The sequence below is a fragment of the Caballeronia sp. NCF2 genome, assembly GCF_023631205.1.
GTDB classification, from domain to species: Bacteria; Pseudomonadota; Gammaproteobacteria; order Burkholderiales; family Burkholderiaceae; genus Caballeronia; species Caballeronia zhejiangensis.
Map to the genome: position 1 here is coordinate 92580 of NZ_JALQDN010000009.1, position 16390 is coordinate 108969.

Below are 16390 nucleotides of genomic sequence, written 5' to 3' on the forward strand. Positions count from 1 at the left end.
AACGCCCGGACAGTACATTGCATCAGTGGCGTAAATCACCCGCCGGAAGTTCCACGAAGCGCGCGTATCACGCACGTTGTACCTGACAAACAGACGATTGGTTCGCGCTGCGCGAACCCCGATGGCCCCGTCGCCTATCCTCGTAGGGCGACGGTTTTTGCCCGCGTTTCTCTTGGAACGCGGGCTTTTTCTTTGGCTTGCAGATCGGGCGTTTTCGGCGACATGCGCGATGCGCGGTTATGCTCGTGCTTCCATCGTTCAAGTAAGAAAGGAGAAGCTCATGTCGGAAGTTGCCGTCGTCGCGATCTTTGTTGCCAAACCGGGCAAGGAAGAGGAACTGAGGGAAGTGCTGGAAGCGAACGTCGAGCCGACGCGCAAGGAGGCGGGTGCGCTGCAATACGACTTGCACCGCGACCTGAAGGAGCCGCGGCGCTTTATCTTCGTCGAGCGCTGGGAGAGCGAGGCCGCGCTCGCGAAGCACGGCGAAACGGCGCACATCCAGACGTTCCGCGCCAAATCGCCGGACTTGTGCGAGCACGGCGAAGTCCGTGTCGCGAGCAAGATTCTCTGACGGACCGGACAGCGCTTTTAATGCGTTTCTTGCGGGACGTCGAGGATCAGGATGATGGTCCAGTCGGCGTCGCCGTCGTGATGATACTGGCGCTCCGCGACGATGAACGGCTGCTGCTTGCCGGACGGTCCGAGGAACAGCACGTCGCCTTCCATCGGCAGGCATTCGACGGGCGGCAGCGCCAGATACGAGTCCTTGTTCGCGTTGCGCGGCATCAGTTTTTCGATCTTGCGCGATGCCGCTTCGGTCCATTCGATATCGAGCTGGATATTGCTCATGCTGTCGTTCGCACGATGAGTGCGCTCCACGGTTGAATCGTTGAAAAGACGATGCGCAATGTAGCACACGCCGTGCGCGATCCATGCGGCGTGCCAGACGAAAAAACGGCCCGAAGGCCGTTTTCCGTTCGTGCGCGAGACGGCACGAAACGCTCAAATTTCCTCGTACAGCGGCAGCGTCAGAAACTCGGTGAAGTGCGCCGAAGTCGACATTTCCTCGAAGATCTTCGCCGCGCGTTCGTAGGGCTTCGTGTCCGCGCCCGACGCGCTGACCGCCTGCTTCACCTTCTCCAGTTCGTCGATGGTGATCTCGCGCACCATCGATGCCGTGACCTTGCGGCCGTCGTCGAGCTTGCCCTTCGGCGAGCGGATCCATTGCCACACCTGCGAGCGCGAGATTTCGGCGGTCGCGGCGTCTTCCATCAGATTGTGGATCGGCACGCAGCCATTGCCCGCGAGCCACGAACCGAGATAGTGGACGCCGACGTTCACGTTGTTGCGCAAGCCCGCTTCGGTGATCGGCTCTTCCGGACGGAAGTCGAGCAGATCGTGCGCCGTCACCTGCACGTCGGTGCGCTGCTTGTCGATCTGGTTGGGCTTGTCGCCGAGCACCTTCACGAACTCTTCCATCGCGACCGGCACGAGGCCCGGATGCGCGACCCAGCCACCGTCGTAGCCGTCGGAGGCGTCGCGCGCCTTGTCGGAGCGCACGCCGCCCATCGCTTTGTCGTTCGCGGCCGGATCGTTCTTGATCGGAATCAGCGCCGACATGCCGCCGATCGCCGGCGCATTGCGTTTGTGGCATGTCTTCAAAAGTTCGAGCGCATAGGCGCGCATGAAGGGCGACGTCATCGTGATCTTCGCGCGGTCGGCGAGGCAGAAGTCCGTGTCGTTCTTGAACTTCTTGATCGCCGAGAAGATGTAATCCCAGCGGCCCGCGTTGAGACCCGAGCTATGCTCGCGCAGCTCGTACAGGATTTCGTCCATCTCGAACGCGGCGAGAATCGTTTCGACGAGCACCGTCGCGCGAATCGTGCCGCGCGGGATGCCGATGGCCTCCTGCGCCGCGACGAAAATGTCGTTCCACAGACGCGCTTCGAGATGGCTTTCCATCTTCGGCAGATAGAAGTACGGACCGCTGCCGCGCGCGATCAACTCCTTCGCGTTGTGAAACAGGAAGAGCGCGAAATCGAAGATGCCGCCCGACACGCGCTCGCTATCGACGGTGACGTGCTTTTCGTCGAGATGCCAGCCGCGCGGACGCACGATCAGCGTCGCGATCTTGTCGTTGAGCTTGTACGACTTGCCGTTCTGTTCGAGCGAAATCGTACGGCGCACGGCTTCCTTCAGATTGACCTGGCCGACGATCTGGTTGTCCCAGTTCGGCGCATTCGAATCCTCGAAGTCGGTCATGTAGGAATCCGCGCCGGAGTTGAGCGCGTTGATGATCATCTTGCGCTCGACCGGACCGGTGATCTCGACGCGACGGCATTGAAGATCTGCCGGCAGCGGCGCGACCTTCCAGTCGCCTTCGCGGATCGATTTCGTTTCTTCGAGGAAGCTCGGGCGCTCGCCCGCATCGAGACGCTTCGTGCGCTCGACGCGCGCCGCGAGCAATTGCTTGCGGCGCGGCTCGAACTGGCGATGCAGCGACGCGACGAACGCGAGCGCTTCGGGCGTCAGGATGGTCTCGTAGCCGGGCTTGATATCGGCTGAGATGGCCATGCCTTTCGGAAGCGAAAGCGGATTCGATGGATGCGTCATGGTTTTCTCCTTGGTCGGTCAGACGGTTTTGCTGGTGGTTGTGCGTGAAGCGTTGCGCTGCCTGCTTTTCGGCTGCGTGATCCGGCGAGAGTTGGCGACGGCGCGCGTCGCGCCGCCTTCGATGAAAGCGATGAGATCGGCCATGCCGCAGCCGCTGCCGTGCGGCGCGACGCCCAGTTCCTCGGGCGGCAGCGCGGCGCGGTTGATCCAGAAAGTCGTGTAGCCGAACCATGTTGCGCCGGCGACATTCCAGCCGTTGCTCGACGCGAATACGATGTCGCGCGCGCTGGCGTCGAAGGCTCGGGTGCCGAGCGCGTAGGCGGCGGGCGCGGGCTGGTAGGCGCGCGCTGCATCGACCGACAGAACGTAATCGAAGAGGCCGCTCATGCCGGCGCTTTTCACGGCGATGTCGAGCATCGGCGGATTGCCGTTCGACAAAATCGCGAGCGGAATGGCGAGGCCGTCGCGCAACGATCTGAGCGCGGGCAGCGTGTCGGGGAACGCGGAAAGGCACGCGTATTCGTCCATCAGGCGCTTCTCGGCGGCGCTCGTGAGCGCATCGGCGAGGTTCAGGCGTGCAGCCGCGTGGCGCAGCGCATCGATCGTGACTGTCCAGAACGGCTCGTAGTGCGCGCCCGACGGATCGGCGAGCGTGCGCAGTTGCGTGTACTCGATCTGCTTGCGGCGCCAGAGCTTCGAGAGTGCGTCGCCGTGGCCGGGAAAGAGCTGCTCGGCCGCCGCGACGACCGAGTGGACGTCGAAAAGCGTGCCGTAAGCGTCGAAGATGACTGCGCGGGGGAGCTTGGACAACTCGCGGGAAAATTCGCTGGACGATGCGTGTGTCGTTATGGCCGACATAGCCTTGCGCTCCGTTTAGAGGTCGGAATCGATTGTATTCGTGATCTAAGTGATGGAAAAAGCACCGCAGCATCACTTGATCTTTTACTTTTACTTACCTAATCTGTGGTTCAACACCGATATTGACGACGAACGCGCATGGATCGATTCAAGCAGATAGAAACCTTCGCTTCGGTCGCGGCGAAGGGCAGCCTGTCGGCGGCGGCACAGGCGGAGGGCATCGCGCCGGCCGTCATCGGACGCAGGCTGGATGCGCTCGAAGAGCGGCTCGGCGTGAAGCTGCTCGTGCGTACGACGCGCCGAATCACGCTGACCTTCGAAGGCTCCGCGTTTCTCGAGGACTGCCAGCGCATCATCAACGACATGCAGAACGCGGAGGCGAGCGTGTCGGCGGGCGGCGTGAAGGCGAGCGGGCATTTGCGCGTCTCGGCGCCGGCGGGCTTCGGACGGCGTCACGTCGCGCCGCTCGTGCCGAAGTTCACGACCTTGCATCCGGACGTTTCCGTGAGTCTCGATCTGACCGACCGCATGGTCGATCTCGTCAACGAAGGCTTCGATTGCGCCGTGCGTCTCGGCGAGTTGCCGGATTCGTCGCTGGTCTCCTTGAAGCTCGGGGAGAACCGACGCGTGTGTGTCGCGTCGCCGGAGTATCTGGAAAAACGTGGCGAGCCCGCCGATCTCGCCGCGCTCGCGCATCACAATTGCCTGGCACTCGGCGCGTCGGCGAATCAGCAGCGTGGCTGGGTGTTCGAGCAGGACGGCAAGGTTGTCACGATCAAGGTTTCCGGCACGATGGAATGCTCCGACGGCGCCGTGCTGCACGAATGGTGTCTCGAAGGCCGCGGTCTCGCGTGGCGCTCGTGGTGGGAAGTCGGCGATGACATCGACGCTGGCCGCCTCGTCAGCGTGCTCGATGCGTACGCCGCGCCGCCGATCGGCATTCACGCGGTGTTTCCGCAAAGGCGGCATCTGCCGTTGCGCGTGCGATTGTTTCTCGATTTGCTCAAACATACCTATAACGCGACGGGATATTGGGGTTGACTGCGAGCCGGTGAAAGCTTCGGAATCCTATGCGCGGCGTCGCATCGCCGCGCGGGTACATCGAAATTGCTCTGCGCCGGCGCCCGTTACTACAATGGAATCACGCACCATCAACTGACGGGGGAGGACGCCATGTTCAAACACATCCTCGTGCCGACCGACGGCTCGGAGCTATCGCAAAAGGCCATCGACGGCGCGATCGATCTTGCGCAATCCGTCGGTGCGCGCATCACGGCTTACGCGTGCCTGCCTCAGTATCCGTATTCGCCATTCGCCGATGTCGCCGTCGAGCCGCCCGACGATTTTCACGCCCGCGCCGAGAACGAAGCACGCGAACATCTGCGCGCGGTCGAGCGCGCCGCGGAAAGCGCCGGCGTGCCCTGCACGAGCGTGACGAGCATCGATGCCGCGCCGTATATCGGCATCATCGAGGCGGCGGAGCAAAATGGTTGCGACGTGATCCTGATGGCGTCGCACGGACGGCGCGGTCTCGGCAGTCTGCTGATCGGCAGCGAAACGCAGCGCGTCCTGACGCATACGAAGATTCCGGTAATCGTGTATCGCTAGCGAGCGGCGTTCCCCGGCGCGTGGCTGCGCGCGCCGGGACGCCGCTTCTTTTCACCACTCTCCCTGATTCGCCTGCTGAAGCCGTATTACGCGACCTTCTTGTCGAAGAACTGCTCGTCTTCGGTCGAGCCGTGCAGAGCGGTCGTCGATGCTTCCTTCTCGACCGTCTGCGTGACCGCGTCGAAGTAGCCGGTGCCCACTTCGCGCTGGTGCTTGACGGCCGTGAAGCCCTGGTCGGCGGCGGCGAATTCGGCCTGCTGCAATTCGACGAACGCGCTCATCTGCGAACGGGCGTAGCCGTGCGCGAGGTTGAACATCGAGTAGTTCAGCGCGTGGAAGCCGGCCAGCGTGATGAACTGGAACTTGTAGCCCATCGCGCCCAGTTCGCGCTGAAACTTGGCGATGGTCGCGTCGTCCAGATTCTTCTTCCAGTTGAACGACGGCGAGCAGTTGTACGACAGCATCTTGCCGGGGAATGCCTTGTGGATCGCCTCGGCGAACTTCTTCGCGTATTCGAGATCCGGCTTGCCCGTTTCGCACCAGACGAGATCGGCGTAGGGCGCGTAGGCGAGGCCGCGCGAAACTGCCTGCGCGAGACCCGGCTTCGTGCGGAAGAAGCCTTCCACCGTGCGCTCGCCGGTGAGGAACGGCTTGTCGTTGTCGTCGATGTCGGACGTGACGAGATCGGCGGCTTCGGCGTCCGTGCGGGCGATGAGCAACGTCGGCACGCCGCACACGTCCGCGGCCAGCCGCGCGGCCGACAGCTTCGCCACATTCTCGCGCGTCGGCACGAGCACCTTGCCGCCCATGTGACCGCATTTCTTGACCGACGCCAGTTGGTCCTCGAAGTGCACGCCCGCGGCGCCGGCTTCGATCATCGCCTTCATGAGTTCGAACGCGTTCAGCACGCCGCCGAAACCCGCTTCGGCATCGGCGACGATCGGCGCGAAGTAATCGATATAGCCTTCATCGCCTGGATTCTTGCCTTCCGACCATTGAATCTGATCGGCGCGGGTGAGCGTGTTGTTGATGCGCTTCACGACGAGCGGCACCGAATTCGCCGGATACAGCGACTGGTCGGGATACATTTCACCCGCGACGTTGGCATCTCCCGCCACTTGCCAGCCCGACAGATAGATCGCCTTGAGGCCGGCCTTGACCTGCTGCATCGCCTGATTGCCGGTCAGCGCGCCGAGCGCGTTGACGAACGGCTCGTCGTTGATCGATGCCCACAGCCGTTCGGCGCCGCGTCGCGCGAGCGTGTGCTCCGGCTGCACCGAGCCGCGCAGACGCACGACGTCATCCGCCGAGTAGCCGCGCTTGATGCCCTTCCAGCGCGGATCGGTTTCCCATTGCTGCTGGAGTTGCTGGGCTTGTTGTTGACGTGAGGTCATGGCGAATCTCCCTTGAGACTGGACTGATGTTCCTGAATCGCATGAGCGGCGCCGAATCGGCGTTCTGCGTTTGCTCAACTCTTATATAAGAGTCTAGGCTAATGCGATTTTCCGAAACACCTCTCTGACAGAGATTTCGGGTTTATTTTCCTTGTTAAAAATCAACGAGATACGATCGGAATATCGTATTGCGGAACGGCGTTTTCTATCTTGCAACCGCCGGTTTTGTGCCGCGCAGCACCGCTTTTGCGACGCAAAAGAGCATTGCGCATGGTGAAATATGGCGACGGGGCGAAAAAAAACCGATGCACGAGGCATCGGTTTTTCTTTTCGCAACGGGGAAGCGGTATCAGGAACCGCTTCCCGCAAGCAGCTTAGCTGCCGCGGCGCGGGGCGCGCGGGCCGTCGTTACGGCGTGCGCTGTAGCCGTCGCGCGAGCCGTAGCCGCCTTCGCGATTGCCACCGCGATAGCCGCCGTCGCTGTTGCCGCCACGGTAGCCGCCATCGCTGTTGCCGCCGCGATAACCGCCGCCATCGCGATAACCGCCGCCATCGCGATAACCGCCTTCGCGAGAACCTGCATTCGACTTGTTGCCATAACCGCCGGCGTTGCCCGGACCGTAACCACGGCCACTGCTGCTGCCGCCGCCATTGCCACCGAAGCGACGGCCACCGCCGTTACCGCCCGGACGGCCACGGCCGCCGCCGAAACCACCCTTCGGCGGCGCCTTGCGCGGTTCGAAGCCTGCGACGACGTTCACCGGCAGCGGCGCGCGCACGAAACGCTCGATGCGCTTCAACGCGCCCATTTCGGCGTAGTGCACGAGGCTCACCGCCGTGCCGCTGCGGCCAGCACGGCCGGTACGGCCGATACGGTGCACGTAGTCTTCCGCGAACTTCGGCAGGTCATAGTTGAAGACGTGCGTGATACCCGGAATGTCGATGCCGCGCGCGGCGACGTCGGTCGCGACCAGCACGCGCACGCGGCGCTCGCGCAGCGCGCGGATCGTCCGGTTGCGCGCGCCTTGCGGCAGATCGCCGTGCAGCGCGGCGGACTCGAAGCCCGCGTCGGCGAGACGGTTGGCGATCAGATCCGCGTCGCTCTTCGTCGCCGTGAATACGATCGCCTGATCCAGGCCTTCGCCGCGCAGCAGATGATCGAGCAAGCGGTCCTTGTGATCGCGGTCATCGACGTAATGCACGGTCTGCGCGATGTTGCTCTTCGCTTCGAGCTTCTGGACGATCTCGATGCGCTCCGGATCCTTCAGCAGCCGGCCGGTCAGCGACGTGATCTTGCTGTCGATGGTCGCGGAGAAGAGCAGCGTCTGACGCGAGGCGGGCGTCGCGTCGACGATCGTCTCGATGTCTTCGATGAAGCCCATGTCGAGCATGCGATCGGCTTCGTCGAGCACGAGCATGTTGAGTTCCGACAGGTCGATGCGGCCGCGTTCCAGATGGTCGATCAGGCGGCCCGGCGTCGCGACGAGAATCTCAGGGTTCTTCGCGAGGAGCATGAGCTGCTGGCCGTACGCGACACCGCCCAGAATGCTGACGGTGCGCAGGCGGCGCAGATGCTTGCCGTACGTGGTCGCGGCGGTGGAAACCTGCATCGCGAGTTCGCGCGTCGGCGTGAGCACGAGCAGCTTCGGGCGCGCGATCGGCTGCGGACGGCGGCCACGCGCTGCGTTCGGGTCGCGCGGCGCGCGCGGCTGTTGCGCTTCCAGCTTTTGCAGTTGCGCGAATTTTTCGATGGCGGGCAGCATGAACGCGGCCGTCTTGCCCGAACCGGTCGGGCTGGAGACGAGCAGATCGCGGCCGGCGAGCGCGGCGGGAATCGCGCGCTGCTGCACGGGCGTCGGGGATTCGTAGCCCGCAGCGGTCAGCGCGGACACGATGTCGGCGGAAAGGCCGAGCGATTCGAAAGTGGGGCCGGCGGGCTTGTCGGCGGGTGCGTCGGTGGTCGGGGTATCGGCCGAGGGGGTGATGCCAATGTTTGCTGCGAGATTGTCCAACGGGCTAGCGGTGAAGCTCGAAGTCATGTCGATCCTTGAAACGAGGAATAAGGCGTCGGCGCCAATCGGCATACCCAGGTCGTTGGATTCAGCGAGCGAAGAAACAGCGAGCAAATCGAAAAACGTAGGCTACTCGCGCGAACGTGCGGCGAGTATCTTTGTTAGAAGCTGTATCGGATACGGCAGGCTCGATCGTTCCGAAGAGAACGACGGGCGCTGACGTCAGCCTGATGCATGACGGGCCGAGAAACGTGCTGCGCGCAAATGCGACGCAAAGGCCTGGCAGGAAGGGGACAGTTTCTAAACTGGATTGGAGCGAAACGCTACGAAGCGCCTTGCTGCGTGGGACTTGCCGGAAGGCTCGCCACCCGCAATCGAGCGCTGACCGCTAGTATATCGGAATTTGCTGCACTGCGCCACATTTTGACGCATCGCCGCGCCATCTTCGGGCATCGGACGGCGCGGCCGGTCCGCTGGAACTGGCCGACGCCGGCCGGAACTTCAGGCCGCCTCGCCCCGCTTGAGCGATTCGACGAGTTCGACGTAGCGTGCCTTGGCGTCGTCGGCGGGCGTGCCTTGCAGCGCGGCCCACGCTTCGTATTTGTATTTGCCGGCGATATCCGTGAAGCCCGGCTTTTCGCCTTGCACGTCGCCGATGCTCGCCTGCTTGAAAAGCGCATAAAGCCGCAACAGCGTGAGATTGCCGGGACGCTCGGGCAGTTGAGTGACGTCAGACTGGGCTTGGGCGAATTGCTGATCGATGTCGGTCATGCGTTCTCCGTTGTTATCGAGATGGACCGGACGATCTTAGCAAGCGAGACGCGCGAGCCCGGTCGAGGCTTTCCTCCAACCGAGGACGCCTTCCAGGCGCCTTGCGGACGCGAATTGGATCGACCGCGTATCGCCGATCACGCGAATCCGGCGCATGTCCCGCATTACAATACCGGCTATGACACGCACCGTTTTGCTCGCCCTCGACACCTCGACGGAATTTTGCTCCGTCGCGCTCCTGCTCGCCGACAGCGCTTTCGCCGCCACTCCGAACTCCGCCGCGCCTCAATACGTGAACGGCGACACGCGCGTGTGGTTTCGCCACGAGGCGACCGGCGCCGTGTCGAGCACGCGCCTTTTGCCGGCCGTGCGCGAGCTTTTCGCCGACGCCGGGCTCGCGCTCGCCGACTGCGCGGCGATCGCATTCGGCGCGGGCCCGGGCTCCTTCACCGGCTTGCGCACGGCGACAGGCGTGGCGCAAGGCCTGGCGTTCGGTTTGAACGTGCCGGTCGTGCCGGTGGGCACGCTGCTCGCCTGCGCGGAGCACGCGCGCCTGAACGATCCGTCGATCCCGGCGCGCGTGCTAGCGGCGCTGGACGCCCGCATGGATGAAGCGTACTGGGCCGATTTCGAATTCGATGCCGCCGCCGGCGACTGGCGCACGCTGCATCCGGCCGCGCTCGATGCGCCCGGCGCGCTGCCTCTGCCCGACGTGCCGTTCGCGCTCGCGGGCAACGCCGCGTCCGCATTCGGCGATCGTCTGCCGGCGCTCGCCGCCGCCGCGCGTGTCGATCGCGAAGCACTGCCGCACGCGTTGCCGGTCGCGCTCATCGGCTTGCGGGACTGGCGGGCTGGGCGCGCGGTCGCACCCGAACACGCCGCGCCCGAATATGTGCGCGACAAGGTCGCCCAGACGACGGCCGAACGCATGCAGGCTCGCGAGGAGGCGCTTCGGTGAGCGGCGTGCTGCTGGCCGATCGGTATCTCACACCGATGACGGAAGCGGACCTCGACGAAGTCGCCGCGGTCGAAAAGCTCGCCTACGAGTTTCCGTGGAGCCGCGGCAATTTTCAGGATTCGCTGCGCAATGGCTATTTCGGCGTGTGTCTGCGCCATGTGACCGGCACGCTGATCGGCTATTGCGTGCTGATGCCCGTCGTCGACGAGATGCATCTGCTCAATCTGTGCGTCGCACCGTCTGCGCAGCGGGCGGGGGCGGGTCTGACGCTTCTGCGCGAAGCGGTCCGCATCACGCGCGCGGAGAAGCTCGAAGGCGTGCTGCTCGAAGTGCGGCCGTCCAATCCGCGCGCGATCCAGCTCTACGAGCGTTTTGGCTTCGCGGCCATCGGACGCCGCAAGAACTATTACCCCGCGCGGCATCGCTCGCGCGAGGACGCAATCGTCATGCGTCTGTCGTTTACGGAGGAGACTGCGCATGGCGCTCGATGAAATGCTGATCGAAGAGTTGGGAATCGGGCCGGTCTGGGTACGGCGTGGGCTTGCGCCCGCGCCGAAGGTCGAGGAAGAGCGCACGCCTGAAGCGATCGCCACGATGGCGGAAGCACCCGCGCCCGTCGTCGTCGACATGCGGCCGGAGCCGAAGCCGCTCCAGTCCGCACAGCCCGAATCCGACGCGCCGCCGCTCGACGCCTACGACGATCTCCCCTGGACCGACGAAACGCCGCTCCATGTCGAGCCCGCCACCGCGGAAGCCCCGAGCGACATCCACACGCTCGGCTGGGATGCGCTCGCCGAACGCGTCGCGACCTGCGAGCGCTGCCGTCTGTGCGAGCGCCGCACGAACACGGTCTTCGGCGTCGGCGATCGCGAAGCCGACTGGATGCTGATCGGCGAAGCGCCGGGCGAGAACGAGGACAAGCAAGGCGAGCCGTTCGTCGGCCAGGCGGGCAAGCTGCTCGACAACATGCTGCGCGCGCTCACGCTGTCGCGGCAGACGAACGTCTATATCGCGAATGTCATCAAGTGCCGGCCGCCCGGCAACCGCAATCCCGAGCTCGACGAAGTCGCGCGCTGCGAGCCGTATCTGCAACGGCAGGTCGAACTCGTGAAGCCGAAGGTCATCGTCGCGATGGGACGCTTCGCCGCGCAGAGTCTGCTGAAGAACGAGGCGAGCATCGCATCGATGCGCGGACGCGTGCACGAGTATCGTGGCGTGCCGGTGGTCGTCACGTATCACCCGGCTTATCTGCTGCGCAGCCTGCAGGACAAGTCGAAGGCGTGGGCCGATCTCTGCCTCGCGCGCAATACGTATCGCGAGGCGCTCGCCGCGCTCGGCGTCGAGCAAGGAGCAGAGAAGGGCGGCGTCTGATGACGGCCCGGGCGAGCGATCTCACGCGTCTCGTCGATCGTTTCGGCGACGTCACGGTTCGCGATCTCGCCTGGCTTCTGTTCGCTCCCGATCTGCTGCGCGAAGGCGACGCCGCGCTCGCGCATCCGTTCGCGTCGACAGCGGAGCGCGACGCGACGCTCGTGTGGCTGAAGGCGCTCGATGCCGCGCCGCAGCCGCTGCACGATCACGCGCGCGATCCGAAGTTCACGCGCCTCGGCATCTACGCCGAGAGCCTCATCCGCTTTTTTCTCGCGCACGGTCCGGCGGCGCGCCTCATCGCGGCGAACGTGCCGTTGCGGCAACAGCGGCGCACCATCGGCGAATGCGATTTCCTGCTCGAATCGGCGGATGGCGCGCGGCTGCACTGGGAGCTGGCGGTGAAGTTCTACCTGCATATCGACGATAGCGACGGCGATGCGGCGCGCGCGGCGCGTCTGTCGAACTACGTCGGGCCGAATCTGCAGGATCGCTTCGATATCAAGCACGAGCGGCTTCTCACGCATCAACTGGCGCTGACGCGGCGCGCCGAGTTCGCGTTGCTCGGCTTCGACGGTCCGTGGCAGGCGCAGTTGTTCATCAAAGGCCGGCTTTTCTATCACGGGCACGGCGGCGACGAGGTCGTGCCCGCGCGCGAAATAGGGGAGCACCATCTGCGCGGATGGTGGCTGACGGCGTCGGAATGGCGCGACGCGCGCTCGAATGCGTCGGACGATGAGCGCGCGTGGGTCGTGCAGCCGCGCATGGCGTGGCTCGCGTCGCGGCGGCTCGATGCGGATTCCGCCGAAACGCTGATCGCGGAATCGGACGCGATTCGCGCGCGTCTCGAAGGCACGATCGCGCCGACGATGGTTGCCGCCTACGCGCGCGACGAAGCGGGAAATTTCGTGGAGGAATCGCGAGGCTTCATCGTGCCGGACGACTGGCCGGAGCGCGCGCGGGCGTTCGCCGCGTCGGCGGACTGATCACCGGCTGATCACCACCAGCGGAAAAAATGATGCACCGGACCGACGCCATGACCGACGTCGAGCCGCACGCTCGCTTCGATCGCGCCGGTCAGATAGCGCTTAGCCTCGGCGGTCGCGCTCGCAAGATCCTCGGTTTGCGGAATCAGCGCCGCGATCGCCGACGACAGCGTGCAGCCCGTGCCGTGCGTGTTCTTGAGCGGCACGCGCGCGCCGCCGAGCCTCAGTGCGCCCGCCGCCTCGATCAGCCAGTCGGGACTGTCGTTCGATGCAAGGTGGCCGCCTTTCATCAGCACGGCCCGCGCGCCGAGCGCGCGCAAGGCTTCGCCCTGACGGACCATCGCGTCTTCGTCGGCGGCGCTTTCGTCGCCTAACAGCGCCGCCGCTTCCGGCAGATTCGGCGTGACGAGCGTCGCGAGCGGCAGCAATTCGTCGCGCAACGCGGCAACGGCTTCCGGCGCGAGCAGCGCGTGATTGCTCTTCGAGATCATCACGGTGTCGAGCACAACATGTTTCGGCCGATGGCGCTTGAGCGCCTCGGCGACCGCGCGCACGATGCCCGCGTTCGCCAGCATGCCGATCTTCACGGCATCGATGCGGATGTCGTCGAACACGGCGTCGAGCTGCGCCGCGATGAACGCGGGCTCCGGCGCGTGAACGGCTGTCACGCCGCGCGTGTTTTGCGCGGTGAGCGCCGTGATGACGCTCGCGCCGTACGCGCCGAGCGCGGAGAACGCCTTCAGATCGGCCTGAATGCCCGCGCCGCCGCCCGAGTCGGAGCCGGCGATCGTGAGGACGTTCGGAATGGTTTTCGTGATTGCCATGAGCTTAGATGCGTGACTGTGCGATGGTCGCGGCAAGCGCCGAGGCCGCCGTGCGCGGATCGGCCGCCTTGCAGATCGCCGACACCACCGCGAGACCGGCCGGCTTCGCGCGCATGACGTCTGCGGCGTTATGCGCCTGAATGCCGCCGATCGCGACGGTCGGCACATGCGCGGCCGCGCAGATTTCAGCGAGACCCTCGATGCCGCAGGGCGTGGAGGCGTCGGTCTTGGTCGGCGTCGCGTACACCGGACCCGCGCCGAGATAATCGACGACGCCCGCGCGTTTCGCCGCGTCGGCGGTTTCATCGAGATTCGATACCGACAGGCCGATCAGCGCGTCCGGCCCGAGCAGTCGGCGCGCGACATCGGCGGGCAGATCGCGCTGGCCGATATGCACGCCATCCGCGCCGACAGCCAGCGCGACATCGACATGATCGTTGACGACAAACGGCACGCCGTGCGCGCGCGTGATCGGCAGCAAATCGCGCGCGAGTTCGAACCACGCGCGCTTGTGCCACTCGGGCGCGCGCAGTTGCACGATGGTCGCGCCGCCTTCGAGCGCGGCGCGCGCGACACGAACCGCCGCGTCATGACCGCCGCACTGCACGGGATCGAGCACGAGATAGAGCGAGAGATCGAACGAAGCGCGCATGTCAGCCGGCAACGATGTCGCGCTGCACGAGCGTCTTGCCGAACGCGGCTTCATCGAGCGATGCGAGCCGGTCCAGATACGCGACGGCGAAGCTGCCGGGCAGCGCGGCGTCGCGCGCGGCGAGTTCCCCCGCGATGGTCGAATAGGCGATGGCGGCGACGATCGCGGACCAGAACGCGTCGCGATCCGGCGCCGCGCCGACGAACGCGGCCACCGTCGCGGACAACGCGCAGCCGACGCCCGTCACGCGCGTCATCAAGGGCGAGCCGTTCGACATCGCGATGACACGGCGGCCATCGGTCACGTAATCGGTCTCGCCCGTGACCGCGACGACGGCCTGCGTCTTCAGCGCGAGCACCTGCGCGGCGTCGAGCGCGGCATCGGTGGCGGCGGTGCTGTCGACGCCGCGTCCGCTTGATGCGCCCCCCGACAAGCTGATGATCTCCGACGCGTTGCCGCGGATCACCGCGGGCTTCGCATCGAGCAGATCGAACGCAAATTCGGTGCGAAACGCGAGCGGCCCGACCGCGACCGGATCGAGCACCCACGGCGTGCCCGCGCTGTTGGCGGCCTCGACGGCGGCGCGGATCGCGCGGCTCTGCGGCACGTCGAGCGTGCCGAGATTGACCGACAGCGCATTGGCGACGGCCGCGAATTCGCCGACTTCCTCGCGCGCGACGACCATCGCGGGCGCGGCGCCGATCGCGAGCAGCACGTTCGCGGTGAAGTTGGTGACGACGAGATTCGTGAGGCAATGCACGAGCGGCGCGCGTTCGCGCACGCGGGTGACGAAGGAAAAGAGATCGGCGGCAAGCATGATGCGAAGAGGGTCAGTGCCGCGCTTCGCCGATCAGCGCGACCGAATCGAACGCGCGCTGATTGGCCTGATGCCGTCGCATCACGAAGTACATCATGAGACACACGAACGAGCCGAACAGCACGATGACGAACTGGATCGGCACGTCGAGCCACACGAGCACGGCGTAGAGGCACAGCATGACGAGCACCGACAGGTTCTCGTTGAAGTTCTGCACGGCGATGGAATGCCCGGCGGAAAGCAGAACGTGCCCGCGATGCTGGAGCAGCGCGTTCATCGGCACGACGAAGAAGCCCGACAGTCCGCCGACGATCATCAGGAACACATATGCGATCAGCAGATAGCCGGGGAAGTGCATCTTGCCGAAGTAGATGCCCCAGTGCGCGGGAAAGAGATGGCGCGTGTAGAAGGCCATCAGCATGACGGCGAGTCCCATGACGATGCCTACCGGCAGCACGCTGAGCGAGCGCTTGAGCGGCACGCGCGCGGCCGCGAGCACCGCGCCCGCCGCGACGCCGACCGCGATCACCGCCTGCAGGATCGCTGCCTGCGAGAGCGTCATGCCGAGCGACACTTCGGCCCATTTCAGCACGATGAACTGCAGCGTCGCGCCTGCGCCCCAGAAGAGCGTCGTGACGGCGAGCGAGATCTGGCCGAGCTTGTCGCGCCAGAGCACGAGAAAGCAGTCGGCGAAATCGGTGATGAGCTTGAGCGGCCGCGTCTCCTGCTTCGGATAGCGCGCGCCGGTGTCGGGAATGCGCAGATTGAAGATCGCGGCGATCACGTACATCAGCATGATGACGAGCATCGCGGCTTCGGCGGGCGTGTTGATGCGCGGAATGTGCAGCGACAGCAGATGACTCGCGATATGCGGACTGATGAGCGCGCCGCCCATGACCGTGCCGAGGATGATCGAGCCGACCGTCGTGCCTTCGATCCAGCCGTTCGCGGCGACGAGCCGATCGGCTGGCAGGAGCTCGGTCAGAATGCCGTATTTCGCGGGCGAATAGGCCGCCGCGCCGAACCCGACGATGCCATACGCGAGCAACGGATGCGCGCCGAAGAGCATCGTCACGCAGCCCACGACCTTGATCGAATTGGTCACGAACATGACGTGGCCCTTGGGCCGGGAATCCGCGAAAGCGCCGACGAAAGCCGCGAGAATCACATACGACAGGACGAAGAACAGCTTGAGCAGCGGCGTCATCCAGTTCGGGGCGTGAAGGTCTTTCAGCAGTGCAATGGCAGCGATCAGTAGAGCGTTATCGGCCAGCGATGAGAAAAACTGCGCGGCCATGATGGTGTAAAAACCTTTTTTCATCTGATCCGAAGCTTTCCTCACTGCGGGTGATCCGCCCCGGGCACCGGTCGTGCACTCGGGCTTATGCCTTTCGAAATGGGTTGTGTGCACGGCTTTATAACACGAAAATAGGCGCATTCTGACTAGCAGTAATCTCGATCGCGCCAGAAATGACGCGCCTGTGTTCGTGATTCCTCATAACATACTGATTCGCAAGGCGTCCCGGTCG

At 64.8% G+C, this 16390-nt stretch carries 17 protein-coding genes; 7 read left to right on the forward strand and 10 right to left on the reverse strand.

What is annotated here, in order from left to right:
* Positions 1–280 precede the first annotated feature (280 nt).
* Complete coding sequence (locus NCS02_RS06180) at positions 281–571, forward strand: putative quinol monooxygenase (protein ID WP_008350158.1); 291 nt, start codon at positions 281–283, stop codon at positions 569–571.
* 17 nt (positions 572–588) lie between these two features.
* Here NCS02_RS06180 and NCS02_RS06185 read toward each other — a convergent pair whose 3' ends face one another.
* From NCS02_RS06185 to NCS02_RS06195, 3 genes are all read right to left on the reverse strand, one after another.
* Positions 589–849 carry a hypothetical protein gene (locus NCS02_RS06185; RefSeq protein ID WP_008350156.1) on the reverse strand — a complete coding sequence of 87 codons (261 nt, stop codon included), beginning with the start codon at positions 847–849 and terminating at the stop codon, positions 589–591.
* 153 nt (positions 850–1002) lie between these two features.
* On the reverse strand, positions 1003–2613 hold the full coding sequence (gene aceB, locus NCS02_RS06190) for a malate synthase A (RefSeq protein WP_250519406.1): 1611 nt from the start codon (positions 2611–2613) through the stop codon (positions 1003–1005).
* Between the two features lie 18 nt (positions 2614–2631).
* Positions 2632–3471, reverse strand: a complete 840-nt coding sequence (locus NCS02_RS06195) for a haloacid dehalogenase type II (RefSeq protein ID WP_250522946.1) — start codon at positions 3469–3471, stop codon at positions 2632–2634.
* 138 nt (positions 3472–3609) lie between these two features.
* Here NCS02_RS06195 and NCS02_RS06200 point away from each other — a divergent pair, with 138 nt between their 5' ends.
* Both NCS02_RS06200 and NCS02_RS06205 read left to right on the forward strand, forming a co-directional pair.
* Entirely contained in the window at positions 3610–4512 is a 903-nt protein-coding gene (locus NCS02_RS06200) for a LysR family transcriptional regulator (RefSeq protein WP_034472020.1), read from the forward strand.
* 132 nt (positions 4513–4644) lie between these two features.
* A complete protein-coding gene (locus NCS02_RS06205; RefSeq protein WP_008350148.1) occupies positions 4645–5079 on the forward strand; it encodes a universal stress protein in 435 nt (144 codons plus the stop codon).
* Between the two features lie 86 nt (positions 5080–5165).
* Here NCS02_RS06205 and aceA read toward each other — a convergent pair whose 3' ends face one another.
* From aceA to NCS02_RS06220, 3 genes are all read right to left on the reverse strand, one after another.
* The gene (aceA, locus tag NCS02_RS06210; protein ID WP_250519408.1) at positions 5166–6473 is read right to left on the reverse strand and encodes an isocitrate lyase; all 1308 of its coding nucleotides are present in this window, start codon (positions 6471–6473) and stop codon (positions 5166–5168) included.
* A gap of 374 nt (positions 6474–6847) precedes the next feature.
* On the reverse strand, positions 6848–8512 hold the full coding sequence (locus NCS02_RS06215) for a DEAD/DEAH box helicase (RefSeq protein WP_250519409.1): 1665 nt from the start codon (positions 8510–8512) through the stop codon (positions 6848–6850).
* A 474-nt stretch (positions 8513–8986) separates the two neighbouring features.
* Positions 8987–9256 carry an acyl-CoA-binding protein gene (locus NCS02_RS06220; protein ID WP_008350142.1) on the reverse strand — a complete coding sequence of 90 codons (270 nt, stop codon included), beginning with the start codon at positions 9254–9256 and terminating at the stop codon, positions 8987–8989.
* A gap of 178 nt (positions 9257–9434) precedes the next feature.
* On the opposite strand from NCS02_RS06220, the gene tsaB reads away from it, so the two are divergent.
* Genes tsaB through NCS02_RS06240 form a run of 4 tightly spaced genes read left to right on the forward strand, consistent with a single transcriptional unit; the run spans position 9435 to position 12568 of the window.
* The gene (tsaB, locus tag NCS02_RS06225) at positions 9435–10214 is read left to right on the forward strand and encodes a tRNA (adenosine(37)-N6)-threonylcarbamoyltransferase complex dimerization subunit type 1 TsaB (RefSeq protein ID WP_244808014.1); all 780 of its coding nucleotides are present in this window, start codon (positions 9435–9437) and stop codon (positions 10212–10214) included.
* A complete protein-coding gene (gene rimI, locus NCS02_RS06230) occupies positions 10211–10705 on the forward strand; it encodes a ribosomal protein S18-alanine N-acetyltransferase (RefSeq protein WP_008350138.1) in 495 nt (164 codons plus the stop codon). The genes tsaB and rimI overlap by 4 nt, the downstream gene beginning before the upstream one ends.
* On the forward strand, positions 10692–11585 hold the full coding sequence (locus NCS02_RS06235; RefSeq protein WP_250434551.1) for a uracil-DNA glycosylase: 894 nt from the start codon (positions 10692–10694) through the stop codon (positions 11583–11585). The genes rimI and NCS02_RS06235 overlap by 14 nt, the downstream gene beginning before the upstream one ends.
* Positions 11585–12568 carry a DUF1853 family protein gene (locus NCS02_RS06240; RefSeq protein ID WP_250519411.1) on the forward strand — a complete coding sequence of 328 codons (984 nt, stop codon included), beginning with the start codon at positions 11585–11587 and terminating at the stop codon, positions 12566–12568. The genes NCS02_RS06235 and NCS02_RS06240 overlap by 1 nt, the downstream gene beginning before the upstream one ends.
* 11 nt (positions 12569–12579) lie before the next feature.
* Here NCS02_RS06240 and thiD read toward each other — a convergent pair whose 3' ends face one another.
* Genes thiD through lplT form a run of 4 tightly spaced genes read right to left on the reverse strand, consistent with a single transcriptional unit; the run spans position 12580 to position 16182 of the window.
* On the reverse strand, positions 12580–13386 hold the full coding sequence (gene thiD, locus NCS02_RS06245; RefSeq protein WP_350029880.1) for a bifunctional hydroxymethylpyrimidine kinase/phosphomethylpyrimidine kinase: 807 nt from the start codon (positions 13384–13386) through the stop codon (positions 12580–12582).
* A 10-nt stretch (positions 13387–13396) separates the two neighbouring features.
* A complete protein-coding gene (gene thiE, locus NCS02_RS06250; RefSeq protein ID WP_244808016.1) occupies positions 13397–14044 on the reverse strand; it encodes a thiamine phosphate synthase in 648 nt (215 codons plus the stop codon).
* A gap of 1 nt (position 14045) precedes the next feature.
* The gene (gene thiM, locus NCS02_RS06255) at positions 14046–14861 is read right to left on the reverse strand and encodes a hydroxyethylthiazole kinase (RefSeq protein ID WP_250519413.1); all 816 of its coding nucleotides are present in this window, start codon (positions 14859–14861) and stop codon (positions 14046–14048) included.
* 13 nt (positions 14862–14874) lie between these two features.
* Positions 14875–16182 carry a lysophospholipid transporter LplT gene (gene lplT / locus NCS02_RS06260; protein WP_008350127.1) on the reverse strand — a complete coding sequence of 436 codons (1308 nt, stop codon included), beginning with the start codon at positions 16180–16182 and terminating at the stop codon, positions 14875–14877.
* Positions 16183–16390 lie beyond the last annotated feature (208 nt).

Bases quoted from the DNA above. Each gene is read 5' to 3' on its own strand.
- lplT (WP_008350127.1), bottom strand. From the start codon at position 16,182: ATGAAAAAAGGTTTTTACACCATCATGGCCGCGCAGTTTTTCTCATCG.
- aceB (WP_250519406.1), bottom strand. From the start codon at position 2,613: ATGACGCATCCATCGAATCCGCTTTCGCTTCCGAAAGGCATGGCCATC.
- tsaB (WP_244808014.1), top strand. From the start codon at position 9,435: ATGACACGCACCGTTTTGCTCGCCCTCGACACCTCGACGGAATTTTGC.
- thiE (WP_244808016.1), bottom strand. From the start codon at position 14,044: ATGCGCGCTTCGTTCGATCTCTCGCTCTATCTCGTGCTCGATCCCGTG.
- NCS02_RS06205 (WP_008350148.1), top strand. From the start codon at position 4,645: ATGTTCAAACACATCCTCGTGCCGACCGACGGCTCGGAGCTATCGCAA.
- NCS02_RS06185 (WP_008350156.1), bottom strand. From the start codon at position 849: ATGAGCAATATCCAGCTCGATATCGAATGGACCGAAGCGGCATCGCGC.
- aceA (WP_250519408.1), bottom strand. From the start codon at position 6,473: ATGACCTCACGTCAACAACAAGCCCAGCAACTCCAGCAGCAATGGGAA.
- NCS02_RS06215 (WP_250519409.1), bottom strand. From the start codon at position 8,512: ATGACTTCGAGCTTCACCGCTAGCCCGTTGGACAATCTCGCAGCAAAC.
- NCS02_RS06200 (WP_034472020.1), top strand. From the start codon at position 3,610: ATGGATCGATTCAAGCAGATAGAAACCTTCGCTTCGGTCGCGGCGAAG.
- NCS02_RS06180 (WP_008350158.1), top strand. From the start codon at position 281: ATGTCGGAAGTTGCCGTCGTCGCGATCTTTGTTGCCAAACCGGGCAAG.
- NCS02_RS06240 (WP_250519411.1), top strand. From the start codon at position 11,585: ATGACGGCCCGGGCGAGCGATCTCACGCGTCTCGTCGATCGTTTCGGC.
- NCS02_RS06220 (WP_008350142.1), bottom strand. From the start codon at position 9,256: ATGACCGACATCGATCAGCAATTCGCCCAAGCCCAGTCTGACGTCACT.
- thiM (WP_250519413.1), bottom strand. From the start codon at position 14,861: ATGCTTGCCGCCGATCTCTTTTCCTTCGTCACCCGCGTGCGCGAACGC.
- NCS02_RS06195 (WP_250522946.1), bottom strand. From the start codon at position 3,471: ATGTCGGCCATAACGACACACGCATCGTCCAGCGAATTTTCCCGCGAG.
- NCS02_RS06235 (WP_250434551.1), top strand. From the start codon at position 10,692: ATGGCGCTCGATGAAATGCTGATCGAAGAGTTGGGAATCGGGCCGGTC.